The 23,378-nt window shown below is 74.0% G+C and carries 23 protein-coding genes; 12 read left to right on the top strand and 11 right to left on the bottom strand.

Features of this window, described 5'->3' with window-relative positions; translation table 11 throughout:
- Nucleotides 1-99: 99 nt before the first annotated feature.
- The gene (locus tag TOK_RS05480; protein WP_098956697.1) at nt 100-1,722 is read left to right on the top strand and encodes an ABC transporter substrate-binding protein; all 1,623 of its coding nucleotides are present in this window, start codon (nt 100-102) and stop codon (nt 1,720-1,722) included.
- A 227-nt stretch (nt 1,723-1,949) separates the two neighbouring features.
- On the opposite strand, the gene TOK_RS05475 is transcribed toward TOK_RS05480, so the two are convergent.
- The gene (locus TOK_RS05475; protein WP_098956696.1) at nt 1,950-2,888 is read right to left on the bottom strand and encodes an AraC family transcriptional regulator; all 939 of its coding nucleotides are present in this window, start codon (nt 2,886-2,888) and stop codon (nt 1,950-1,952) included.
- 85 nt (nt 2,889-2,973) lie between these two features.
- On the opposite strand from TOK_RS05475, the gene TOK_RS05470 reads away from it, so the two are divergent.
- Together TOK_RS05470 and TOK_RS05465 are read left to right on the top strand one after the other, a co-directional pair.
- Entirely contained in the window at nt 2,974-3,690 is a 717-nt protein-coding gene (locus tag TOK_RS05470) for a class I SAM-dependent methyltransferase (RefSeq protein ID WP_098956695.1), read from the top strand.
- Between the two features lie 95 nt (nt 3,691-3,785).
- On the top strand, nt 3,786-4,202 hold the full coding sequence (locus TOK_RS05465) for a nuclear transport factor 2 family protein (RefSeq protein WP_098956716.1): 417 nt from the start codon (nt 3,786-3,788) through the stop codon (nt 4,200-4,202).
- A 3-nt stretch (nt 4,203-4,205) separates the two neighbouring features.
- Here the strand turns inward: TOK_RS05465 and TOK_RS05460 are convergent, their stop codons facing one another.
- The 3 genes from TOK_RS05460 to TOK_RS05450 are packed head-to-tail and all read right to left on the bottom strand — an operon-like array spanning nt 4,206 to nt 7,046.
- Complete coding sequence (locus TOK_RS05460) at nt 4,206-5,579, bottom strand: MFS transporter (RefSeq protein WP_306305127.1); 1,374 nt, start codon at nt 5,577-5,579, stop codon at nt 4,206-4,208.
- Entirely contained in the window at nt 5,576-6,016 is a 441-nt protein-coding gene (locus TOK_RS05455) for a MarR family winged helix-turn-helix transcriptional regulator (RefSeq protein WP_253258196.1), read from the bottom strand. Before TOK_RS05455 ends, TOK_RS05460 begins: the two co-directional genes overlap by 4 nt.
- A 19-nt stretch (nt 6,017-6,035) precedes the next feature.
- Entirely contained in the window at nt 6,036-7,046 is a 1,011-nt protein-coding gene (locus tag TOK_RS05450; RefSeq protein WP_098956693.1) for a LacI family DNA-binding transcriptional regulator, read from the bottom strand.
- Between the two features lie 110 nt (nt 7,047-7,156).
- Between TOK_RS05450 and TOK_RS05445 the strand changes: the two genes are divergently transcribed.
- Entirely contained in the window at nt 7,157-8,194 is a 1,038-nt protein-coding gene (locus TOK_RS05445) for a Gfo/Idh/MocA family oxidoreductase (protein ID WP_216361861.1), read from the top strand.
- Nucleotides 8,191-8,970 (top strand): TIM barrel protein, encoded by a 780-nt coding sequence (locus tag TOK_RS05440; protein WP_098956691.1) that lies wholly within the window; start codon nt 8,191-8,193, stop codon nt 8,968-8,970. The genes TOK_RS05445 and TOK_RS05440 overlap by 4 nt, the downstream gene beginning before the upstream one ends.
- Here the strand turns inward: TOK_RS05440 and TOK_RS05435 are convergent.
- Nucleotides 8,880-10,145 (bottom strand): GNAT family N-acetyltransferase, encoded by a 1,266-nt coding sequence (locus tag TOK_RS05435; RefSeq protein WP_141566269.1) that lies wholly within the window; start codon nt 10,143-10,145, stop codon nt 8,880-8,882. The two genes, TOK_RS05440 and TOK_RS05435, sit on opposite strands and share 91 nt — an antisense overlap.
- A gap of 1,135 nt (nt 10,146-11,280) precedes the next feature.
- On the opposite strand from TOK_RS05435, the gene TOK_RS05430 reads away from it, so the two are divergent.
- Both TOK_RS05430 and TOK_RS05425 read left to right on the top strand, forming a co-directional pair.
- Nucleotides 11,281-12,444: an aromatic ring-hydroxylating dioxygenase subunit alpha gene (locus TOK_RS05430; protein ID WP_098956689.1), complete on the top strand. Its 1,164-nt coding sequence runs from the start codon at nt 11,281-11,283 to the stop codon at nt 12,442-12,444.
- A complete protein-coding gene (locus TOK_RS05425; protein WP_098956688.1) occupies nt 12,441-13,034 on the top strand; it encodes a TetR/AcrR family transcriptional regulator in 594 nt (197 codons plus the stop codon). The genes TOK_RS05430 and TOK_RS05425 overlap by 4 nt, the downstream gene beginning before the upstream one ends.
- A gap of 3 nt (nt 13,035-13,037) precedes the next feature.
- On the opposite strand, the gene TOK_RS05420 is transcribed toward TOK_RS05425, so the two are convergent.
- Genes TOK_RS05420 through TOK_RS05410 form a run of 3 tightly spaced genes read right to left on the bottom strand, consistent with a single transcriptional unit; the run spans nt 13,038 to nt 15,724 of the window.
- The gene (locus TOK_RS05420; RefSeq protein WP_098956687.1) at nt 13,038-13,898 is read right to left on the bottom strand and encodes an alpha/beta fold hydrolase; all 861 of its coding nucleotides are present in this window, start codon (nt 13,896-13,898) and stop codon (nt 13,038-13,040) included.
- 37 nt (nt 13,899-13,935) lie between these two features.
- The gene (locus tag TOK_RS05415) at nt 13,936-14,385 is read right to left on the bottom strand and encodes an NUDIX domain-containing protein (RefSeq protein ID WP_098956686.1); all 450 of its coding nucleotides are present in this window, start codon (nt 14,383-14,385) and stop codon (nt 13,936-13,938) included.
- A 19-nt stretch (nt 14,386-14,404) separates the two neighbouring features.
- A complete protein-coding gene (locus TOK_RS05410) occupies nt 14,405-15,724 on the bottom strand; it encodes a D-arabinono-1,4-lactone oxidase (RefSeq protein WP_098956685.1) in 1,320 nt (439 codons plus the stop codon).
- A gap of 73 nt (nt 15,725-15,797) precedes the next feature.
- Here TOK_RS05410 and TOK_RS05405 point away from each other — a divergent pair, with 73 nt between their 5' ends.
- The 4 genes from TOK_RS05405 to TOK_RS05390 all read left to right on the top strand — a co-directional run bounded on the left by TOK_RS05405 (nt 15,798) and on the right by TOK_RS05390 (nt 19,848).
- The gene (locus tag TOK_RS05405; RefSeq protein WP_098956684.1) at nt 15,798-16,424 is read left to right on the top strand and encodes a TetR/AcrR family transcriptional regulator; all 627 of its coding nucleotides are present in this window, start codon (nt 15,798-15,800) and stop codon (nt 16,422-16,424) included.
- Nucleotides 16,421-17,602 (top strand): MFS transporter, encoded by a 1,182-nt coding sequence (locus tag TOK_RS05400; protein ID WP_098956683.1) that lies wholly within the window; start codon nt 16,421-16,423, stop codon nt 17,600-17,602. Before TOK_RS05405 ends, TOK_RS05400 begins: the two co-directional genes overlap by 4 nt.
- Nucleotides 17,599-18,783: an alanine racemase gene (locus tag TOK_RS05395; RefSeq protein WP_098956682.1), complete on the top strand. Its 1,185-nt coding sequence runs from the start codon at nt 17,599-17,601 to the stop codon at nt 18,781-18,783. The genes TOK_RS05400 and TOK_RS05395 overlap by 4 nt, the downstream gene beginning before the upstream one ends.
- Before the next feature lie 183 nt (nt 18,784-18,966).
- A complete protein-coding gene (locus TOK_RS05390; protein ID WP_172457422.1) occupies nt 18,967-19,848 on the top strand; it encodes a type IV toxin-antitoxin system AbiEi family antitoxin in 882 nt (293 codons plus the stop codon).
- A gap of 46 nt (nt 19,849-19,894) precedes the next feature.
- Here TOK_RS05390 and TOK_RS05385 read toward each other — a convergent pair whose 3' ends face one another.
- The 3 genes from TOK_RS05385 to TOK_RS05375 all read right to left on the bottom strand — a co-directional run bounded on the left by TOK_RS05385 (nt 19,895) and on the right by TOK_RS05375 (nt 22,775).
- A complete protein-coding gene (locus TOK_RS05385) occupies nt 19,895-20,935 on the bottom strand; it encodes a 3-hydroxyisobutyryl-CoA hydrolase (protein WP_098956680.1) in 1,041 nt (346 codons plus the stop codon).
- The gene (locus TOK_RS05380) at nt 20,932-21,690 is read right to left on the bottom strand and encodes a helical backbone metal receptor (RefSeq protein ID WP_098956679.1); all 759 of its coding nucleotides are present in this window, start codon (nt 21,688-21,690) and stop codon (nt 20,932-20,934) included. The genes TOK_RS05385 and TOK_RS05380 overlap by 4 nt, the downstream gene beginning before the upstream one ends.
- A 458-nt stretch (nt 21,691-22,148) precedes the next feature.
- Entirely contained in the window at nt 22,149-22,775 is a 627-nt protein-coding gene (locus TOK_RS05375) for an FMN-dependent NADH-azoreductase (protein ID WP_098956678.1), read from the bottom strand.
- Between the two features lie 83 nt (nt 22,776-22,858).
- Between TOK_RS05375 and TOK_RS05370 the strand changes: the two genes are divergently transcribed.
- Entirely contained in the window at nt 22,859-23,302 is a 444-nt protein-coding gene (locus TOK_RS05370) for a MarR family winged helix-turn-helix transcriptional regulator (protein WP_253258195.1), read from the top strand.
- Nucleotides 23,303-23,378: the final 76 nt, after the last annotated feature.

The raw sequence follows: 23,378 nt of genomic DNA, 5'->3' as shown, positions 1-23,378 counted from the left end.
ATTCGGACTCGAAGCTCCGGTTCGGACCGTCGGGTCCGTATTGCCCGCACGGGCGCCGGACGCTCGGCCACCGACTCGACGACGAGTGAGGGGACCGCCTTGGCCACCACCACGACCCGCACGTTGTTCCTGAGGTTCGTCGCTCTGCTCCTCGGGCTGGCACTGGTGGCGGCCTGCGGGTCGGCGACCCCGGCGGGCGGTGAGAGAACCGGCGGTGTCCAGGCGACGAACCCCAACGGCGGCGACCCGGCGACGGAGGGGACACCGAAGACCGGCGGGGTGCTGGTCATGGGTACCGACCGGGAGGCGGTCGGGTTCGACCCGACGATCCAGAACACCAACATGGCGGCCTTCGCGGTCTACGACTCGCTGATGAAGCTCACTCCCGACGGTGGGGCCGAGCCGTATCTGGCCAGGTCGATGGACTCGCCCGACGGTGGCGCGACGTGGCGGATGGGGCTGCGCGAGGGCGTCACGTTCTCCGACGGCACGCCGCTGGACGCGGCCGCGGTGATCACCAACGTGCAGCGGCACATCGACAAGAAGTCGTCGCCGGGCAACCGGTTCACCGCACCGATCCGCTCGATGCGCGCGATCGACCCGCTGACCGTGGAGTTCGGCCTCGACGGGCCGTTCGGCCTGTTCCCGGTGGGGTTCGCGGGCAACTTCACCGGTGGCAGCCTAGGGTTGATCATCTCGCCCGCGGCGCTGCAGAAGTACGGCGCACAGATCACGACGAACCCCGTCGGCGCGGGCCCGTTCGTGCTCAGCTCCTGGACGCGGGACTCGCGGATGACGCTGACCCGCAACCCGAACTACTGGCAGCAGGGCCTGCCGCGCCTCGACGGCCTGGAGTTCCGGCCGCTGCCCGACACCGAGAGCCGCTACGCCTCGGTCGAGAACGGTGACGTCGACCTGATCTTCGGTGGCTACCACACGGAGCTGGTGCGGGGCATGGCGAACCCGAACCTGCGCGTCTACTACGGGCCGGGCCACGGCGCGGAGTGGATCATCTTCAACCACACGAAGGCGCCCTTCGACGACCACCGGATGCGGGAGGCACTCGTCCGCGGCATCGACCTGAACGCGCTGGCGGCGGTGCAGTTCCGCAACCAGATGGAGCGCGCGACGGGCTACTTCAGCGACTCCAGCGCGTTCCAGACCCCTGAGGCCGCCGCGGCGTGGCCCGCCTACGACGTCGAGCGGGCCAAGGCGCTGGTGCAGGAGTACGTGGCGGGCGGCGGGAACGCGACCGTCGTCTACAAGACGACGAACGCGCCCAACCGTGTCGAGTTCGCCGAGTTCCTGCAGGCGCAGCTGGCGACGGTCGGCATCACCCTGCAGCCGCAGTTCTACGACCTCGCGCAGTACTCGTCGAGCGTGGTGCAGAGCCGCGACTTCCAGGTGGCGGGCAACGTCGGCGGTCCCGTGGACGCCCCGTACCCGTCGTCGTCGAACGCGCTGCGCACGGGCGGCAGCCAGAACTACGGCGCCTACTCCAACCCGGAGGTCGACGCCCTGCTCGACCGCGCCGCCCGCACCACCGACGAGGCCGAGCGCACCCAGCTCTACCAGCGGGTGCAGCTGATCACCAACCAGGACCTGGCGATGGCCTACTACAGCCGCGGGTACCTGTCGACGATCGCGAAACCCGAGGTCAAGGGCATCGTCCGCTACCTGACACGCGACATGTTCTACGCGACGGCATGGCTCGACCGATGACCCGGCTCAGCAGGCCACGGGCAGCTCGGTCACCCCGCCGGTGATGTGGCCGACGCGGACGTCGATGGTGTCGAGGTCGCGGGCCAGTCGCCTCGGATGCGGATCCGTTGCGGCGCAAGGCGGTCGCGACCGGCTCGGAGCGTCGCTGCGGGCCGCGCTGCACGCGTTCGGCTCCTCGAGCGGCGACCTGGCGGGGGTCTGAGCGGCATCGGGGCCCGAGTGGCGTCTCAGCCCGCGCGGCCCGCCTTCCGCCACGCCGCGGGCGGTACGCCGTGCTCGGTGCGGAACCGGCGCACGAAGTAGCCGGTCTCCCGGTAGCCGACGCGCCTGCCCACCTCGGCGATCGCCAGGTCCGAGCCCGCGAGCAGTCGCCGGGCCTCCCGCATCCGGCGCTCGGTGATCCACTGCTGGACGGTGCGGCCGGTGCGCCGGCCCACGACGGTCGTGACGTGCCCGGGGGTCAGTCCGACCGCCGACGCCACGTCCCGCAACGAGATCGGCTCGTGGAACCGCGTCTCGACGACGTCGAGCACCGCCGCGAGCAGCGGCTCGACGCCCGGGTCCTCGACGGGCCCGGGCTGCAGCCGCCCCAGCCGCACGAGCAGCAGCGTCAGGTGTGCGCGCACGGCGTCGGCGTACCCGTCGCGACGCCCGCGCAGCTCGTCGTCGAGGTCGTGCAGGTGCGCGATCCAGGACGCCCGTTCGTCGACGGGGACGTGCAGCCGTTGCCCGCCGCCGCGACGATGCCCGCCGAACGCCGCCAGCAACGGGTGCGCCCGCCACGACACGAGCGGGGCGGCGGCGTCGGGATCGACGGCGTCGGCGGGGAAGAACACCGCCCATACCCGGGCATCGCCGTACTGGTCGGCCCGCGCGGTCACGACGGCGCCGGGGGCGATCACGAACGCGTCGCCCGCATCGACCGGCCAGTCCCGGCCGTCGACGCGCAGCACGTCGGTGCCCTCCTCGACGTAGAGCAGGACGAGGAAGTCGTGCGCGTGGGCCCCGAGCACGACGGCGCCGTGCGGCCTGCCGTGCCACGTCCGGACGGTGACGGGCGGGACCCCGGCGTGGCGGGGGTAGCCGACGAGCCGCACGCCGTCGACGGGCACGCTCTCGGAAGGCTCGGCGCCGCTGAGCGGTTCGGTGTCCGAAGAAAGTCCCATGATGCCCGCAGTTCGTCGCTTGTCCCCAGATCAAAGCTCGGCAAGAGTGGATCGTGCAACCGAACTTCGTCTCCTGGAGTGAACCATGACTGCGACGACCACCGCTCGCGAGTACCTCCCGGCGCTGGTCAACCCGCGCCTGCTGCCGTTCTACGACCGGTTCTCGAAGTTCCTCGGCGCGCGCGACGCGCACTGGCGGCTGCTCGTGGAGGCAGGGCTCGAGCCGGGGACGCGGGTGCTGGAGATCGGCTGTGGCACCGGCAACCTCGTGCTGCTCGCGGCGCATGCCGAACCGGGGGCCGTCGTCAGCGGGATCGACCCCGACCCCGAGGCGGTCGCGTGGGCGCGGCGCAAGGTCGGCAAGGCCGGCGCGGGCATCGCGCTGCAGGTGGGCTTCGCCGAGGAGCTCCCGTTCCCCGACGGCAGCGTCGACCGGGTGTTGTCGTCGTTCATGCTCCACCACGTCGCGGCGCCCGACCGGATCACCGCGCTGCGGGAGGCCCGCCGGGTCCTGGCCCCCGGTGGGCGGCTGCACCTCGTCGACATCGACCGGGGTGAGCCGGTCCCCTTGGCGCGCATGGTGTCGAAGGTCGCGCTGCGCCGGGTGCAGGCTGCGGCGCACGGCCACGTCGGCCGCCACGACCACGGGGGCCATGGCCACGGGCACGGCCACGGGCACGGTCACGGCGAGGGCCCGGACGTCGCCGCGATGCTGGCCGAGGCCGGATTCGGGCGCGTGGTGCAGCTGGGGACGGGGGAGAGCCGCCTCGGCGGTTACACGTTCTGGCGGGCCGAGGTCTGACCACTCACGGGCGCCGTAGGAGTCGTGCGTTGACGTCGGACCGGGTCGTCGACCACGATCCTCTCGTGTCAACTGTCGACAGCGAGGGGGCCGGCATGGCCGTGTCTTCACACCCGACGCACGAGGGCGCCACGGCGGCCGACATCGCCCGGCGCTACCTCGCCCTGTGCGAGGAGGGGCGCGTCGCCGAGGCCGCAGACCTCGTCGCGCCGGCGGCGTCGATCGTGTTCCCCGGCGGCGTCGAGTACGCGGGCCCCGCCGAGCAGGTGGAGCACGGGCGCTCGCACTACCGGCGGGTCGGCAAGGAGATCGAGCGCGAGGAGTCCTGGGCGGCCGCCGACGGGCGGGGCTGGTGCGTGATCATCAGCGGCACCCTCGGGGGCGAGGCGCTCGACGGCTCCGCCTTCGACGGCATCCGCTTCATCGACCGGTTCCGCGTGCTGGACGGGCGGATCACCGAGCACCACGTCTGGAACGATCTCGCGCACCGCGGCGTGATCACGCCCGGCTGACGCTCAGGTCCTCGGCGCTCCGACGCGGGCGAGAGACCGGTCGGGCAGCGTGACGACGAGACAGATCGCGCCGACGAACAGCAGGAACACCGCGATCCGGTGCAGCCCCGGGGTGTCGGCGCCGTCGGCGAAGAAACCGCCGGTGGCCGAGGCGGCGACGATCGCGCCGAGGTAGGAGAAGGTCCGCAGCAGCCCGGCGGACGACGCCGTCCGCTCCGGGGCGGCCTGGTGGTAGACCGCGTTCTGGTTGCCCAGGCTGCCCAGCCCCGTCGCGACCCCGCCCGCGACGGAGATCAGCACGAGCAGCCAGACTCCGCTCCGGACGTCGAGCACCAGGAACAGCGCGACCTGCACGACCTGCGCCACGGCGGCGACGACCAGCTTCGCGCGCACCACCCCGTGGCGGCCGGTCAGCGCGGTGACGACGATCGTCGTCAGGAACATGGGGAGCAGGACGAGCCCCGCCTGGGTCGGGCTGAGCCCGCGCGTCTCCTGCAACCACTGCGTGTAGCCGTAGATGACGGCATAGCCGATCGTGAAGGTCAACAGGGCGCGCACGAACGTCGCGAGCAGGGCGGGGTTGCCACCGAGGACCCGCAGGTCGACGAAGGGACTCCCGGAGCGCAGCTCGCGCAGCGCGAAGGCCCCGGCCGCCGCGGCGGCGACGAGCACCAGGTACCAGTGGCCTGCCGACGGCGACATGAGGAACAGCAGCAGTGTCGTCAGCGTGAGGGTGAACAGCGCGATCCCGAGCAGGTCGATCCGGGGGCGCGGCGCGGTCGCGTCGGGAGCGGGGTGGCGGGGCAGCCGCAGGGCGCCGAGCACGATACAGGCGACGGCCAGCGGCACGTTGACGGCGAACACGGTGCGCCAGCCCCCGAGACCGACGAGCACCCCGGCGATCGTCGGGCCGACGGCGGCGACGGTCTGGCTCGCGATTGCCAGCAGCGCGAGGACGCTCGCGGGGCTGCCCTGCCCGGTGCGCCGGCTCTCGCTGCGGATCATGTACATCGCGGCGGGGTAGCCGGCGCAGGTGCCGAATCCGAGCAGGACGCGCGCGATCACGAGCACCCACAGCGACGGGGCGAGCATGCCGAGGATCCCGGCCAGACCGGCGAGTGCGGTGCCGGCGAGGTAGAGCCGGCGCGGGCCGTGGACGTCGACGAGCCGGCCGACGACGGGCTGCCCGACCGCCGTCGCCAGGTACAGTCCCGACACCAGCCACGCCGTCTCGGCAGGGGGCGCCCCGAAGGCGAGCCCGATCGGGACGAGCGAGACCGCGATCATCGACGTGTTGACCGGGTTGAGCGTGGCGCCGAGCATCATCGGCGCGATCAGCCTGCGGTCGAACGCCTCCGTGGCGCGGTTGCGGCTCACGGCGAGATGACCCGGTCGAGCAGGGCCATGGCCTCGACGACGGTGCGTCGCTCGGCGTCGGTGAGCCGCTCCTGCAGGGCCCTGGCCAGCCATTCCTCACCCGCGCGGCGGCCGTTGTCGAGCAGGGCGGTACCGGCGGGGGTGAGGAGGAGGAGGCGGCGGCGGCCGTCGCCGGGGTCGGGGCGGCGCTCGACGAGACCGCGCTCCTCCAGGACGGCGAGGGTCGCGGCGATCGACTGCGGGCGGACGCGTTCGGCGGCCGCGAGGTCGCTCGCCGAGAGGGGGCCTTCGCGGCCGATGCGGCTGAGCGCGGAGGTCTGCGAGGGCGTGAGGTCGAGATCGCCGTAGGTCTGGCGGAGGCGCCGCCGCAGCCGGCCGACGAGGACGCGGACGTCGCGTGCGGCGTGGGTGGCGGACTCGGACAGCACGGCAGGCACGACACCGACCGTAAGTTCTTCAGTCCAGACTGTCCAGTCTTGCCTGCGCAGTTGTGCCACGGACGACGAGCCGCGGTGGCAGCACGACCTCCCGGCGGTCGACCGGCGCGCCGTCGAGGCGGGCGATCACCCGGCCGAGCGCGAGCGCGGCGAGACCGTCGCCGTCCTGGGCGACCGTCGTCAGGTCGACGTGCGAGAGCCGGGCCAGCCGGCTGTCGTCGAATCCGACCACCGAGACCTCGCCCGGCACGTCGACGCGCGCGCGGCGGAACCGGTCGAGCAGGCCGGTGGCGCAGCGGTCGTTGAAGGCGGCGACAGCGGTCGGCCGGCGGGGCAGTGCGAGCAGCGCGTCCGCGGCGGCGGCCCCGTCGTCCTCGGTGAGGCCGCCGGGCACGACGCACGTGTGGGCGGTGAGGCCGTGGCGGGCCATGGCCTCGGCGTAGCCGCGGCGGCGGTCGGCGGCGCCGGGCGCGGACCCACCGTCGACGTGCGCGATCCGCCGGTGCCCGAGGCCGGTGAGATGGTCGACGGTCAGGTGCAGGCCGGCGGCGTCGTCGGTGCGCACGACGTCGATCGCCCTGCTGCGCACCGCCCGTGCGACGACGACGACCGGTAGGTGCTGCGCCGCGGCGACCAGCCGGGCAGTGGGCAGCTGCGGGCCGAGCAGGACGAGGCCCTCGCACCGGTCCTGTTCCAGCCCGGCCAGCGCCTCGGCCTCGCCCCGGCGCGCGGTGGCGGCGGAGAGGGCGAGCTCGTAGCCGGCGTCGCGGGCGGCGACGTACAGACCGTCGACGAGGTCGCCGTGGAACGCGTGCGCCACGCCGAACGAGACGCCGACCAGCCGGGTGCGGGAGCGGCCGAGCATGCGGGCGCGGGCGTCCGGGCGGTAGCCGAGCTCGTCGGCCGCGGCGAGCACCCGGGCCCGGGTCTGCACCCCGGCGCCGGGGGCGTCGCGGATCACGATCGACACCAGCGCCCGCGAGACGCCCGCGCGGGCGGCGACGTCCTCGAGCGTGGGCCGGCGGTTCATGCGGGCAACGCTACTGGAGCGCTCTAGTGCGGAGCTCTTGACGTCGCCGCGACCCGACGCCCACACTCGACGCCAACTAGAGCGCTCTAGATGGGACTGCGATGACGCGGGTGGCACTGATCGGGTCCGGACGGATGGGGGCCTTCCACGGCGAGACGATTGCCCGGCGGGTGCCCGGGGCGCAGCTCGTCGTCGTCGCCGATCCCGAGCCCGGCGCCGCCGACGCGCTGGCGTCGCGGCTCGGGGCCGCCGCCACCACCGATCCCGCCGCCGTCCTCGCCGACCGAGGTGTCGACGCCGTCGTCATCGCCGCGCCCGCCCGGTTCCATGCCGACCTCGTCGTCGCAGCCACCACCTCCGGCACGCACGTCTTCTGCGAGAAGCCGATGGCCATGGAGGTCGCCGACGCCGTCCGCGCGAGCGAGGCCGCCCGCGCCGCCGGGATCGTCCTGCAGGTCGGGTTCAACCGCCGCTTCGCCGCCGACTGGCGCGCCGCCCGCGCCCTGATCGACGCCGGCGGACTCGGTGCAGCACGCACCATCCGCTCGCTCACCCGCGACCCCGGCGGCTTCGACCCCGCCCGCGTCGCGCCCGGCACGATCTTCCGCGAGACCCTGATCCACGACCTCGACACACTGCGGTTCCTCAACCCCGGTGCCACCGCCGTCGAGGTGTACGCGACCGCCGACGCCCTCGTCCGCCCCGACTGGCGCGACCGCGGACTGCTCGACACCGCCGTCCTCACCGTCCGGTTCGACAACGGCGCCACCGGCATCGCCGAGGCCTGCTTCCAGGCCGCCCACGGCTACGACGTCCGCGCCGAGTGGTTCGGCCCCGGCGGCATGCTGAGCATGGGCAGCACCCGCGCCGACGGCCTCGTCGTCCACGGCGCGGCGGGCCTCTCCGCCGCCACCGTCCGCTACGACCAGGACCTCTTCCGCGACGCCTACACCGCCGAGCTCACCGCGTTCGTCGACGCCGTGGCCAGCGGCGCCGACCCGGCACTCACGGGCGGCCGTCCCGGCGGGCTCCCCGGCGGTGACGACGCCGCCGCGGCGCTGGCCATCGCGCTCGCGGCCGCCGAGTCCGTCCGCGAAGGGTCCCCGGTGCGCGTCCCGGCCGTGCCGTCCGTGGGGGTGCCGGCATGAGCTACCGGCTCGCCGCCTGCGCGGAGATGCTCTTCCTCGACCTTCCGTTCGTCGACCGGGTCCGGCGGATCGACGACCTCGGCTTCGAGGTCGAGATCTGGGACTGGACCGCCAAGGACCTCGGCGCCCTTGCCGCCACCGGCGCGACCTTCTCGTCGATGACCGGGTACGTGACCGGCACCCTGACCGACCCCGACGGCGCCGACGAGCTGGTGCGCACCGCCGCGGACGCGCTCGTCGCCGCCGACCGGCTCGGCTGCCCGCGGCTCAACGTCCACGGCACCGGGCTCGACCCGCGCGGCCTGCCGGTGCGGCCCACCGAGGTCACGACCCCGGCGATGTGGCTCACCGCCGTCCGCACCCTGGCCCGGCTCGCCGAGCTGGGCGAGAAGGCCGGCCGGGTGTTCACGCTGGAGAACCTCAACACCGCGGTCGACCATCCCGGCACGCCGTTCGCCCGCGCCGCCGACACGTTCGCGCTGGTCGAGGCCGTCGGAAGCCCGCATCTGCGGATGAACCTCGACCTCTACCACGCCCAGATCGGCGAGGGGAACCTCATCGCGCTGCTGGGACAGACGCTGTCCGCGGTCGGGGAGATCCAGGTCGCCGACGTGCCCGGCCGCTGCGAGCCGGGCACCGGCGAGATCCGCTACCCGGCGGTCGCGGCCGCGCTGCGCCGGCTCGGCTACGACGGCGTCGTGGCCCTCGAGGGCTGGGCCTCCGGCGATCCGGAGAAGGCGCTCGCCGGCTTCCGGGCCGCGTTCGCCGGCGCCTGAACCGGGCGCACGACCGGCGCACCGGTCGTCGCCTCCACGGCGTCGCGCTGCACCGGCAGCGGGGAAGGGCCGGTGTCCGGGCGGGCGCGGGTGGCCAGAGCCGTGCGTGCCCGGTCGCGCACGTCGGCCGCCAGTACTCGGGCTCGGGCGGCGCCACGCCGCGCGGTGCGGACGCCCGCGTCGGCCAGCAGCGTCGCGCGGCCGGGAACCGTCGCCGGGTAGATGTCGAGCCGGTGGATGTCGCGCACGTGGTCGGCCCAGCGCATCTTGTACGGCTCGGCCGACCCCATGAACTCGTAGCTGCGCCCGCTCTCCACCGACCGGCGGATCTGCTCGAACAACAGGATCAGCCCCGGCGAGAACCGCCGGTGCTCCGGCCCGTAGCTCGCCTTGAGCGGGTAGGTCGCGCGGTCGTCCTCGAGGCACAGCTCGCCCGCGACGGCCCACCCGCCGACCTCCAGGAACGGCACCCGCAGCATCCCGGCCGCACCCGCCCACGCACTGATCCCCGCGTAGAAGGCGCGGGACCGGTCGTCGGACAGGATCGCGGTCCCGGACTCGCCCTTCCATCCGCTCGCCTCGATCGCGAGGAACCGTTCGACGGCCGCGCCGAGATCGCCGGGCCGGTTGTCCGGGACGTAGCGCACCTCCCCGAGTGCCTCCAGCTTGCGACGGTTGCGCTGCAGCTGGCGGACCCGGCGGGCCTCCCGCCGCGCGACGTAGGCGTCGAACGACACGTCGCCCGGCACGTAGGGGGACCGCTGCACGACCGAGGTCCGGACATGGGCGCGGTGCCGCTCGACGGCCCGGCTGGTCGACTCGGTCACCGCCACAGGGAGATGGCTGAGCTCGATGCGGCGACCCGTCGTCACGACGTGGTCGAGCAAGATGAGGTGGGCGTCCACATCGGTGGCGACGGGGCCGAACACGAAGCTGTGCCAGTTCGTCGGCCCGCGCACGATCCCGTGGGCACTCTCGGCGAGGGGCAGGACGGCGACGAGCTCGTCGCCGCGCCGCACGGTGACGATGCGGCGGGTGCCCGCACCGAAGGCGTCCCACCAGGCGGAGAACCAGCCGGGCCGGTGGAACGGGGTCGCGCCGACGCGGTCGACGAGGGCGTCCCATTCGGCGGCGAGGTCGGGGGTGACGACGGGATGGCTGTGTACTGCGGGCACGCGGGTTCCTCGGTGGTGGGGGAGCGGCACCCGGGGGAGGCAGGCGCCGACGAGGGTCGGAGAGGTCGGGGGATCAGGGACTCACGTCACACCGACGTTACCCGAAAGGGTAAACCTTGAGTAAAGGCCGGGCGCGAAGCACGTGGGACCGGGTACTGGCTCCGGCCGGTCCGCGTGGACGGCGGGCGCCCACGACGCGGGACTGCGGGCAGTGCGACGATTCGAGGAGCGAGTTCGCCCCGGCCGACACCGCGGCCCTCGACGCGGCGATCCGTGGCCTCACCGGCGTCGTCGCCGACGACGACCAGCGGGACGCCGCAGGCAGCAACCTGATCTCGATGGTCGGCGACACCAGGACGGCTACGGAACCCACCATCGCGAGCGTCATGGCAGCCGTCCAGGGGGCCTCGACGTCACCGACACCCGCGTCCTCGCGACCGTCACCGCCCTGCGCGCATCGTGGACCGACGGCCCGGGTGCCTGCCCGGTCAACGCCTCCGACGGTGCGCGCGGCGTCGGGCCGATGTCCGGACGCTTCCCGGGCGACACCTACGACGGCAACGACAGCGGCACCGGCCACCCAGGGCGCTGTGCACCGCCGACGTCGCCGAGGCGCACTACGACCTGGCCGCGGCGGTCGCGTCGGCGGGGAGGGTGCCCCTCGACGACCGCTCGCGGCCCTCTCCGACCGGCTCGGCATCGACGCGGACACGACCGTCGCCGACGTCGCCGCGATCCTGCGCAACGCGGGGGACCGGATGCTCGGCGATCATCCGGCACAGCGACCATCCCGAGCTGTCCGAGCTGTCCGAGCTGTTCGACGGTACGACCGGGCGTTGGCAGGAGGCTGCGGGTTCATCCGGTTCCGATCACGAGAGGTTTCGAGATCGGTTCGCTCCGAACAGCTCTCGTATCAGCAGCTGGCGTTCGTTCGGTACCGTTTCGTCATCGGGTGGGTTCCGCAGGCGGGTGCGGGAGCGTGCTGCGCCGTGCCGCGATCCTCTCCCGGGGCACGGACAGGCCCGGAACCTTCGGCTAACAGGCCCTGGCGAGCCTGCCGCTCCAAAGACAGAGGCCTGGTCGAGACGGCTAGCCATTGTTAGCCTCGGGCGTCGAGCGAAGGGACGGTGTCACCGTGGACGCCCCTGCCGAACAGCAGCTGATCACCGAGCTGACCGAGCTCCTGGAACGGCGGACCACCGCCATGGCCCCGGAGGTCCGCCACGAGCCTGCGGCGTCGTACACCGACCCGGCCCGCCTCGCCGCCGAACGCGATCTCCTGTTCCGGGACCGTCCGCTGCCCGTCGCCACGAGCGCCGAGCTGGTCGGCCCGGGCGCATTCACGACGTCGCAGATCGGTGAGCTGCCCGTGCTCACCGTGCGAGGCGACGACGGGGTCGCCCGCTGCCTGGCCAACGTCTGCCGCCACCGTGGGAACCTGGTGTGCGCCGAGCCCGCAGGCACCCGGCGCACGTTCAGCTGCGAGTACCACGCCTGGTCCTACGACCGGGCCGGCCGCCTGCGCTCCACCGTCGACCGTGACGGGTTCGAGGGGCTCGACCGCGCCGCGCACGGCCTCGTCGAACTGCCCACGGAGGAGCGCCACGGCATCGTGTGGGTGCTGCCGACGCCGGGTGCCGAGCTCGACCTCACGGCCCATCTCGGGGACGCGTTCGAGAAGGAGATCGCCGACCTCGACCTGGGCTCGTTCACGCTGTGGGAGCGCACCGTGCTGTCGCAGAAGTTCGACTGGAAGTGCGGCGTCGACACCTTCCTCGAGGTGTTCCATCTCGCCCACCTGCACAAGAAGACGGTCGGGCCCTACTTCGTCGGCAACGTCGGCGCCTACGCCGGGTACGGCCTCCACCACCGCTACTCCGCCGTCCGCAACAGTTTCATGGAGATGGCGGCGGGCCCACCGCAGGAGCGGACCGTCTACCCGCACAGCTCGCTCGTGCACCTGGTCTTCCCCAACACGATTCTGACCTGGCAGATGGACCACATCGAGATGTGGCGCTTCTACCCGGGCACCGGCGGGGACGGGACGTGCACCGCCGAGGGCCTCATGCTCATCCCGGAGCCCGCCACCACCGACAGCGCCCGTCGGCACTGGGAGCGCAACTGGCGCATCCTCCTCGACACGATCCTCGACGAGGACTTCGCGACGATGGAGCGCGTGCAGCGCAACCTCCGCACCGGCGCGGTGCCCGAGCTCGCGTTCGGCCGCAACGAGATCGCGCTGCAGCACTTCCACGAGGGCGTGCACGCCGAGCTGCGCCGCCACGGCGTCGAGCCGTGAGCACCGCCGGGCTCGCACGCCCCCGGGTGCGGCGGGAGGACATCGTTGCTGCCGCGCTGGAGCTGTTCGCGGACAAGGGGTACCTCGCCACGACGATGGACGACATCGGGCGCGCCGTGAACGTCCGCGGGCCGAGTCTCTACAAGCACGTCGCGTCGAAGCAGGACCTTCTCGTCGAGATCATGGAAACCTCGATCGCCGCGGTCCGCCGCGACCACGACGTCGCCGTGGGCTCCACCGACGACGTCGCCGACCAGCTGCGCCGGGCCGTGGAGGCCCACGTCCGGTTCCACGCCCGGCACCGGCTGGAGGCGTTCGTCGGCACCAGAGAGCTGCGGCACCTCTCCGAGGAGAACCGTGCCGCGATGGCGGCCCGGCGCCGGGACTACGAGCAGGGCTTCCGCGTCCTCGTCGAGCGCGGCGTCGCCGAGGGCCGCTTCCGCGTCGGGTCGGTGCGGCTCACGGTGTACTCGATGCTGGACATGGGCGTCGGCGTCTCGGTGTGGTTCCGCGACGGCGAGGAGTTCGCGAGCGACGAGGTCGCCTACCGCTACGGCGACCTCGCGATGCGCCTGGTCGGCGCGACCTGACCCTCAGCGCGCGGTGACCGCCCCGAGCCACCTCAGCAGGTCGGCGACGACCTCGTCGCGGTTGGTCTCGTTGAACACCTCGTGGCGGGCGTCCTCGTAGTAGTGGGTGGTGACGTCGGCGCCCGCGGTGCGGTACCGCTCCACCAGGGGCTCCAGGACGGTGAGACCGGCGTTGACCGGGTCGGCGGTGCCGGCCAGCACCAGCAACGGGAAACCGCCGGGTACCGACGGCTGAGCCAGCCGCGGCGCCGCGGCCCACATCCCGGCGGCGCTCTTGGCGTCGAGACCGAAGCCGCACAACGGCTCCGCGACGTAGGCATCGACCTCGGCCTCGTCACGGGAGAGCCAGTCGTAGTCGGTGCGGGCCGGGGCGAAGGGGGCGTTGAAGGCGCTGAGGTCGACGTCGGCGTCCGGGTCGACCGCGGTGGCCAGCAGGTCGAGCGCGCCGGAGCCCGACAGCACGGCGCCGGTGACGTCGGCGGCGTGGTCGAGCAGGTACTGCTGCACGACCCAGGAGCCCATCGAGTGCCCGAGCGCGATGACGGGCAGGTCGGGTCGTTCGCCGACGGTGCTGCGGACGGTCAGCGCGTAGTCGGCGACGACCCCGTCCCAGCCCGCGTTGCCGAAGTCGCCGAGCGCGGTGCCCGCGATGCCGGCGGTGCGGCCGTGCCCGCGGTGGTCGACGGCCAGCACGTCGTAGCCCGCGGCGGACAGCTCCTTGCCGAGTGCGTCGTAGCGCAGCGAGTGTTCGCCCATGCCGTGCGCGAGGACGATCGCGGCCTTGGCGTCGGTGTCGGTCGTCCATCTCTGACCGACGAGCCGGGTGCCGTCCGAGGTGCCGACCATGAGTGCGGAGCGCGCCATCGTCGCACCGTAGTGCGCTACCGGGCCCCCTGCCGTCTCACGACGAGACGATTTCTCCGAGCCGGTCCAGGAGCGGCGCCTGCGCCTTGACGATCTTCTCCCGTGCCTCGTCGAGGGAGAACCACGCGGCCCGGTCGATCTCAGGGAACTCCTGGGTGCGGCCCGAGCGCGGCGGCCACTCCAGCTCGAAGGTGTTGCTGACGATCGCGTCCGCGTCGAGGTCCCCGGCCAGCGCGAACGCGGCGATGAGCTTGCCCGAGCCACGGACCGTGCCCAGGTCGACGAGCTCGCCGTCCGGGACGGGGGAGCCCAGCTCCTCGGCGAACTCGCGGGCCGCCGCGACCCGGGGCTCCTCGTCGTCGCCGTGCTCGCCCTTGGGGATCGACCACGCGTGCGCGTCCTTGCGCGCCCAGAACGGCCCGCCCATGTGCCCGAGCAGGACCTCCGGCCCCTTCCGGTACAACAGGATCCCCGCGCTGCGCCGCATGGACGACGATGCTGCCAGCTCAGTCGCCCAGCACGCGGCGCAGGTACGGGTTGGTGAAAGTCCGGCCCGGGTCGAGCCGGTCGCGCACGGCGCGGAAGTCGTCGAACCGCGGGTGGAGCCCGGCGAGGTCGTCGGCGGTGAGGGAGTGCATCTTGCCCCAGTGCGGACGCCCGCCCAGCCCGCGCAGGATCGACTCGGCCGCGTCGAACCAGCGCGTGTGGTCGCTGCCGACGTACTGGTGCACCGCCACGTACCCGCTGTCGCGCCCGTACGCGGTGGAGAGCCACACGTCGTCGGCGGCGGCGACGCGCACCTCGACCGGGAACGCGACGCGCTCGCCGCTGCGGCGCAGCCACGCCTCCAGCTCCGTGATCGCCTCCCGCACGGCGTGGCGGGGCAGTGCGTACTCGGTCTCGCGGAACACGACGCGGCGCGGCGCCGCGAACACCCGGTAGGAGCGGTCGACGAACTCGCGTGCGCCCAGCGTCCGGGCGGCCACGGCGTTGACCCGGGGGATCAATGACGGCCGGGCCGCACACAGCCGGTTGGTCCAGCCGAAGACGGTGTTGGACAGGAGCTCGTCGTCGATCGCACGGCGCAGGCGCGGCAGCGGCCTCTCCGGGGCGGCCGTGCGGTCGTTGCGTTTCGTCAGCGCCCGGCGGGTGTGCGGGAACCAGTAGAACTCGGCGTGGTCGTGGGCCCGGGTGAACGCGTCGAACGCGGCGGCGTCGCGGAGCACCTCGTCGAGCGCCGCGGGGCTCTCCTCGGCGTGCAGGAGGAACGCGGGCACGCAGCGCAGCGTCACCGTCGCGACGACGCCGAGCGCGCCGAGGCCGATGGCCGCGGCGGGCAGGTCGTCGGCGGGGCAGTCGTACAGGGTGCCGTCGGCGAGAACCAGCTGCATGCCGGCGACCTGCGTCGCCAGCCCGCCCAGCCGGGCGCCGGTGCCGTGGGTGCCGGTGGCGAGGGCGCCGGCGACGGTCTGGACGTCGACGTCGCCGAGGTTGGGCATCGCGAGCCCCAGCTGCCACAATGCCGGTCCGAGCTCGTGCAGCGTCGTGCCGGCCAGGACGGTGACCAGTCCGGTCGCCGGGTCGGCGGAGACGATGCCGCGCAACCGGTCCGGCGCCACGGCGAGCCCGTCGGTGACCGCGATCGGGGTGAACGAGTGGCCCGACCCCAGTGCCTTGACCCGCATCCCGGCCGCCGACGCCCGCGCCACGGCGCGCTGCAGCTCGTCGACCGTCGTGGGGGAGACGACCTCGGCGGGGCTCGCTGTCGCGGTGCCGGCCCAGTTCGTCCAGATCCGCCGGTTCGGCGCGGCGCTGGTGGTGACCATCGCACGAGAATGGACTGGACGGCCGTCCAGTTCAACCTTGACCTGCGCGTCCGACGGCGACGACGATGCCCGGATGGCCACCGCCCGGATGGACAAGCGCGAGCGCCGCGAGAAGCTCGTCGACGCCGCGCTCGCGGTCGCCGAGCGCGAGGGCATCCCGGCGATGAGCGTCCGCCGCGTCGCCGAGGCCGCGAACGTCTCCCTCGGTCTCGTGCACTACTGCTTCGACGACCGGGAGGACCTGATCTCGGCGGTGGCGGAGCGCATCGTCGTCGAGCTGGAGGAGGCCGGCCGCGACGCGCTGGCCGACGTCGAGGTGGACCTGCTCGACGCACTGCGGGCAGGGATCCGGGGAATGTGGGCGGCGTTCTCCGCGAGCCGCGACCGGCAGCTCGTCACCTACGAGATCACCACCCACTCGCTGCGCCAGGACGGCCGGCACGCCGCAGCCCTCGACCAGTACCGGATCGGGCAGCAGGCGGTCGAGTCGTTCCTGACCCACGCCGCGGACACCAGCGGCCACCGCTGGACCCGCCCGGTGGCCGACCTCGCCGGCATGACGCTCGCCGTGATCGACGGCGTCTGCCTGCGCTGGCTCGTCGACGGAGACCAGGAGGGCGCGCTGGCCCGGCTCGACGGGTTCGCCGAGACCCTGCAGTCCGATGCCGTCCCCGACGACGCACCGGCGGACGCGTCGTGACCATCGCGACCAGCCCCGGCATCGTCACCCCACGGCTGCGCAGCGCCCGCCGCGGCGTCGCCGCCGCGTTCGCCGCGCAAGGCTTCCTCTTCGCGGTCCTGCTCACCCACCTGCCGCAGTTCTCCGAACGCCACCACATCGACGACGGCACCGTCACCCTCGTCGTCCTCGGGGTGTCGCTGCTCGCGGGCGTCGGCAGCGTCGTCGCCGAGGCACTCGCCCGCAGGCGCGGCAGCGCCGTCGCCCTCACCGCGGGCCTGGTGACGATCGTCGCCGCCACCCTCGTCATCGCCGTCGCGCCCGGCGCCGTCGCGCTGTTCGTCGGGTTCGGCTGCTACGGGCTCGGGGTCGGTGCCGTCGACGCAGGCAGCAACATGCAGGCCGTCGCCGTCCAGCGGGGCTACGGCCGCAGCATCCTCACCTCGTTCCACGCCTGGTGGTCCGGCGCCGGGATCGTCGGCGCGCTGTGGACCGCGCTGGGGGAGCGGATCGGGACCTCGCTGCCGGCGGGGCTGCTGGTCGCCGCCGCGGCCGCCGCGGTGCTCGCCGTGTTCGCCCGTCGCGGCATCCTGCCCGGCCGCGCGCTCCCCGTCGCCGGGACCGAGCCCGCGGCCGCCGTGCCCTGGCGCCCGGTGCTGCTGCTCGGCTCGGCGATGGCGTGCTTCTACGTCGCCGACGCCGGCGTCTCGAACTGGTCGGCGCTCTACCTGCACGACCTGCTCGGCGCCGGCGTCGGCACCGCCGCCCTCGGGTTCGCCGCCTACCAGGGCGCCGCACTCGCCTCGCGGGCCGCGGGCGACCACCTCGTGCGGCGCATCGGCGCGGTCGCGACGGTGCGCATCGGCGCGATCGTCGGCACCGGCGGGTTCGCGCTCGCCGTCCTCGCCCCCAACGCCGGAGTCGCCATCGCCGGGTTCGCGCTGGTCGGGCTCGGGCTGCCCGTCGTCGCGCCGCTCTGCTTCTCCGCCGCCGGTGCCCTCGCCCCGGGTGCGACCGACGCCGTCGTCGCCCGGGTCAACGTCTTCAACTACCTCGGCGCCGTCGTCGGCGGGGTCGCCGTCGGGCTCGTCGGCACCGCCGTCGACCTGCGCGCCGGCTTCGTCGTCCCGCTCGTGCTCGCGGTCGCGCTCGTCGCGCTCGCGCGCGGGTTCGTCCCCCACACGAAGGACGCCCGATGACCGTCTCGCTGCGCCCCGGCGCGACCACGTCCGTTGCGGTCGCCGCCACCCGGCTCGACGCCGCCACCGCCCACCTCGACGCGCCCCTGCTCGCCCTCGACCTCGGCGCGCTCCGCGCCAACGCTGCCGACCTCGTCGTCCGGGCCGCCGGTACCCCGGTACGGGTGGCGTCGAAGTCGGTGCGCTGCCGAGCCGTCCTCGACGCGGCGCTCGGGACGCCCGGCTTCCGCGGCGTCATGGCCTACGCGGTGCGCGAGGCCGTCCTGCTCGCCCGCGCGGGTGTCGACGACGTGCTCCTCGGCTACCCCAGCGTCGACCGTGGCGCCCTCGCCGAGCTCGCCGCCGACCCGGTCGCCCGGCAGCGGGTGACGTTGATGGTCGACGACCCCGCCCAGCTGCGGATCGCCCGCGACGCCGCAGGCCGCGCCGGGCTGCGCGTCTGCATCGACGTCGACGCCTCCCTGCGGATCGGGCCCCTGCACCTGGGTGTGCGTCGTTCCCCGGTCCGTACCCCGTCGCAGGCCGCGGCCCTGGCGAGCGCCGCACGCCGGCTCGGGTTCGACGTCGTCGGGGTGATGTTCTACGAGGCGCAGGTCGCGGGCCTGCCCGACTCCTCGCTCGCGGTCCGCCTCGTCAAGCGCGTCTCGATCGGCGAGCTCGCCCACCGCCGCGCCGCCGTCGTCGCCGCGGTGGCGGGGAACGGACAGCTGGAGATCGTCAACAGCGGTGGTACCGGCAGCCTCGAGTCCAGCGCCGCCGATCCCGTCGTCACCGAGGTCACCGCCGGCTCCGGCCTGTACGGCCCCACCCTGTTCGACGGCTACCGCGCCTTCACCCCGCGCCCCGCGCTGATGTTCGCCCTGCCCGTCGTCCGACGTCCCGCCGCCGCCGTCGCGACGACCTTCGGCGGCGGCTACATCGCCTCCGGGCCCGCCGGCGCCTCCCGGGTCCCGACGCCCGTCTACCCCGCCGGGCTGCGGCTGCTGGGCACCGAGGGCGCCGGCGAGGTGCAGACGCCCGTCCGCGGCCGCACCGTCCCCGCCATCGGCGACCGCGTGTGGTGGCGGCACACCAAGGCCGGCGAGATCTGCGAACGCTTCACCGGGATGCACCTGGTGGAGGACGGCCACGTCGTCGGCAGCACCCCGACCTACCGCGGCGAGGGCTGGACCTTTGGCTGAGCGGGCCGCCCGCCCCGCCGAGATGCACATGAGCGTGGTTCGGGGCGAGCGCAACCGCGCTGCTGCGCATCTCGTGCGGCGTCGTGGCGGTCCCGATCGCGAACGGCTCGCGGGGTTCGGACCCCTTTCGGGCGCCGTGCGGGACAGGGTGCGCGCGTGGAGGTTCTGCGGGGGAGCGCCGCCGTGGCGGCGGGATTGGTCACGGCGTCGCAGCTGCGGGGGCCGAACTGGGTGCGGGTGTTCCCCGACACCTACGTCGCGCGAGGCGTCGAGGTCGACCTCCGTGTGCGCTCCCTCGCGGCACTGCGGCACGTCGGCCGGAGCGGGGTCCTGTCGGGGTGGTCGGCGGCCGAGCTGCTCGGGGTCCGGGCGGCCCCGCGTGACGCACCCGCCGAGGTGATCGTCCCCGCCACGGGCAGGCGCGCCCACCGCGACCTCGTCCTGCGGCGCGACCACCTGCGGCGTCGTGACGTGTGGCTGCTCGACGCCGATGGACGGCGGCGCCCGCTGTCCGAGCAGGTCCGCGTCCTCGCAACGGGAGGCGTCCGGGTCACGTCGCCGCAGCGCACCGCCTACGACCTGGCCCGTCGCGAGCCCGGGCTCGTGCGCGCGGTCGTGGCTGTCGACGCCGTGGCCAACACCTGCCGCATCGACCCCGCCGCCGTCCTGGACGTCGCCGCCCGCCACCGAGGGGCGCGGGGCATCTCCCGGCTGCCGCGGGTGGTCGAGCTCGCCGACGCCGCCGCGGGCTCGCCGATGGAGACCCGGCTGCGCATGGTGCTCGTCCTGGCCGGGTTGCCCCGCCCGACCGTCCAGCACCCGGTCCTCGACGACGTGGCCCGCACGGCGGTCTGGCTGGACCTGGCCTACCCGGAGCATCGGATCGGGATCGAGTACGAAGGTGCAGGCCATGCCGGTGTCGACCGCCTCCTCCGGGATGCCGACCGCTACACCCGCCTGGTGTCGGCGGGCTGGCGCATCTACCGCTACACGAAGCAGGACGTCCTGCACGGTCCGTCGCGCATCGTCGCGGACCTGACAAGAGCCCTGCCGAGATGCACATGAGCGTCGTTCAGGGCGAGCCGAACCACGCTGGTGCGCATCTCGACGGCTATCCGAACACCAGCGGTGGGTCGTCCGGGCGGGTCAGGGACAGGAAGGCGTGTTCGGTGTCCGCTGTGACGTCCTCGAACGTCGCCGGGGTCCAGGCCGGGGTGCCGTCCCGGTCTACCAGGACCGCGCGAACGCCCTCGGCGAAGTCGGGCCAGCGGACGGCGCAGCGCGTGAGCAGGTACTCCACGCGCAGCGCATCCTCCAGGTCGGGTAGTCCGCGGGCGTCGCGGATCGCCCGCAACGCCAGGGTGGACGCGAGCGGGGCGGCCCGGCCCAGTGCGTCGGCGGCGGCCCGGGCGTCGGGGTGCGGGTCGCGCGCCAGGGCGTCGCGGATGCCGGGCAGGTCGGGGGCCTCGTAGCACGGGTCGATCCACTCCCGCGCCGCGTACAGGGCGCTCGGACCGGGGTCTACGGCGAGGTCCTCCGCCGCGGCCATGGCGGAGGCGCCGTCGCGCAGTGCGTCGAGCAGCGCGCGGAGGTCGTCGACCTGCAGGTCGGCGAGCCCGCAGGCGATGGCGTCGGCGGGGCCGAGGCGGGCGGCGGTGAGCGCGGCGTGCAGCCCGGTCTCGCCGGGCGCGTGCCCGAGCAGCCAGGTTCCGCCGACGTCGGGCACGTACCCGATCGTCACCTCCGGCATGGCGACGACGCTGCGCTCGGTCACGACCCGGACGCTGCCGTGCGCGGAGACCCCGACGCCGCCGCCCATCACGACTCCGTCCATGAACGCGACGTAGGGCTTGGGGTAGGCGGCGATCCGGGCGTCGAGGCGGTACTCGTCGGCGAGCAGTGCGGCGCCGTGGTGCCCGCCGGTGGCGAGGTCGTCGAGGAGGAACCGGACGTCGCCGCCCGCGCAGAGTCCGCGGTCGCCGGCCCCGTCGACCGCGACGGAGGTCACGGCGTCGTCGCGCTCGAACTCGTCGAGGGCCGCGGCGAGCAGCCGGACCATCTCGTGGTCGATGGCGTTGAGCGCCCGGGGCTTGTTCAGCGTCAGCCGGCCCAGCGCACCTTCACGCCGGACGAGGACGGGCGGCTCGCTCATCCGACCTCCAGAGCGCCGGGAAGCACCGCTGCGGCCTCGGCGAGGCTCGGCCCGTACCAGGTCAGCAACCGGCCGCTGACCAGCGCGGACGGTGCCTCGAAGGCCTCGGGCCCGTCGTCGGCGGTGAAGAGGTAGGGCTCGTCGGGCAGGACGACGAGATCGTGTTCCGGGAGTGCCGCGGGATCGAACTTCGGGTACCGCTCCGGGTCGTCGGCGAGCACGTTGTCGACCCCGAGCCGCGCGAGCACGGCGCCGGTGAAGGTGTCGCGCCCGCACGCCATCCAGGGCTTGCGCCAGATCGGGACGACCGCGCGTCGCCGGGCGGCGGGTTCCGGGACGGCGGCCCACGCGCTGCGCGCCTCCACCAGCCACGGCGGCTCGTCGAGACCGCAGGCGGCGAGCATGCGGCCCAGCGAGTCGAAGGCGCCGTGCAGGCCCTCGAGGGTGCGGATGTCGGTGACGTAGACGGCGACGCCTGCAGCGCGCAGGGCGTCGAGGTCGGGGAGGCGGTTCTCCTCCTGGTTGGCCAGGACCAGGTCGGGCGCGAGCGCGACGATCGCGTCGACATCGGGGTTCTTCGTGCCGCGCAGCCGCGGGACGTCCAGGCCGGCGGGATGGGTGCACCAGTCGGTCGCGCCGACGAGCATCCCGGGCGCGGACTCGGCGAGCGCCTCGGTGAGCGACGGGACGATCGACACCACCCGCTGCACCGGCAGCGGGACGTCGACGTCGCGGCCCTCGTCGTCGGTGACCATGAACGTCTGTCTCACGTCCGCGACGGTAGCCGGGCCCGCGCCGGGCCGCCGTGGCGAACGGCGTGGGCCGTCCCACGTGGACGGGCCGCATCCGGCGACCCACCGTCGTTGGCAATGGCAACGATGCAGTCGGCAGACGTCGGGCACCAGCGCGGGACGCCCGGCTACCGCCGTCTCGGCGCGGGCGTGTCCAGCCCGCAGGCCCTGTTGCCGACGTTCGCCGCCGAGTTCGGCGTCTCCTCGTCGACCTCCGGCCTCGCGCTCTCGGCGACCACCCCGGGCGCTGGCGCCGGCCGTCGTGCCGCCGTCGACGGTCACCGAGTCGTGGGGCCGGACCCGGATGATGACGGCCGGTCTCGGCGGCGCTGTGGTTGCTGGCGCTGTTCTGGCTGGCTGGCTCGGCGTCTCCTGCTTCCTGACGGTGCTGCTCGCGAGCGCGCTCGTCGTCGTCCTTCGACTCAGAGCGCCTTCCCGAGATCCCGGGCCAGCGCGTGGGCGGCCTCGCGACCGGCCTCTGCGTCCGCGGTGACGAGGTTCGGCCGGAACGCGATCTCCTCGACGTCGTCGACGCCGGCCCAGGCGAGCCAGTCCCGCAGGTAGGGGGCCTGGAAGTCGCTGCCGAACGCGCGCCCGCGGCCGGGGCCGTAGACCGCGCTGGTGTAGACGACGACGGCCCTCTTGCCGGTCAGCAGGCCGCTGTATCCCTGCTCGGGGTCGAAGCCGAACACCATCCCGGGCTGGCTGACGACGTCGATGAACTGCTTGAGGACGTAGGGGATGCCGGCGTTCCACATCGGGACGCTGAACAGGTAGCGGTCGGCGGCGTCGAACCGTGCGAACGTGGCGCGGGCGGCCTCCCACGCGGCGGCGCCCTCGCCGCTGGGGGTCTCGCCCGCGAAGACGGCCATCTTGGCCGCCGCGGCGGCGGGGCCGAACCCGGGGAGGGTGCCGTCCCACAGGTCGAACTCGTCGATCGTGGCGTCGGGACGGGTGGCGGCGAAGGTGTCGACGAACGTGCGGGCGACGGCGAGCGACTCGGACGCGGTGCCGCGGGGCGACGCGGAGACGTGCAGCAGTCGGGTCATGGTGTTCTCCTCGGTTCGACAGTGCGTGCGCACGCACAGAATAGGCAGGATGCGTGCGCACGCACAAGGTCTATGGTGTCGACGTGACCGAGGACTCCGGAGTCGCCGCCTGGGCGGCCCTGCTGCGCACCCATGCCGCCGTCGTACGCGTGCTCGAACGCGAGATGGATCGCGACGGCCTGCCGCTGGCCTGGTACGACGTGCTGCTGGAGCTCAACGCCGCACCCGACCGCCGGCTCCGGATGCACGAGCTGGGGGAGCGGGCGGTGCTGTCACGGTCGCGGGTGAGCCGGATCGTCGACGAGCTGGCCCGCGCCGGGCTGGCCGCCCGCGAACCCGATCCCCACGACCGCCGCGGCAGCTGGGCCGTCATCACCGCCGACGGTCGCGCCCGCCTTCGCGCCGCCGCCCCCGGCTACCTCGACGGCATCGCCCGCCACTTCGCCGACCACCTGACCGCCGACGAACGCACGGCCATCACGACGGGCCTCACCCGCGTCCTCGACGCGGCTGCGCGCGACGCCTGACCGCCTCCCGGCTCCGCGGGGGCCGGACGCCTGACCGCCCTCCCGGCCCGCGAGGACGGGAAGCGCGCCGGCGAGC

Source organism: Pseudonocardia sp. N23 (assembly GCF_002583555.1).
GTDB lineage: Bacteria > Actinomycetota > Actinomycetes > Mycobacteriales > Pseudonocardiaceae > Pseudonocardia.
This window is presented reverse-complemented; position numbering and strand designations above follow the sequence as displayed.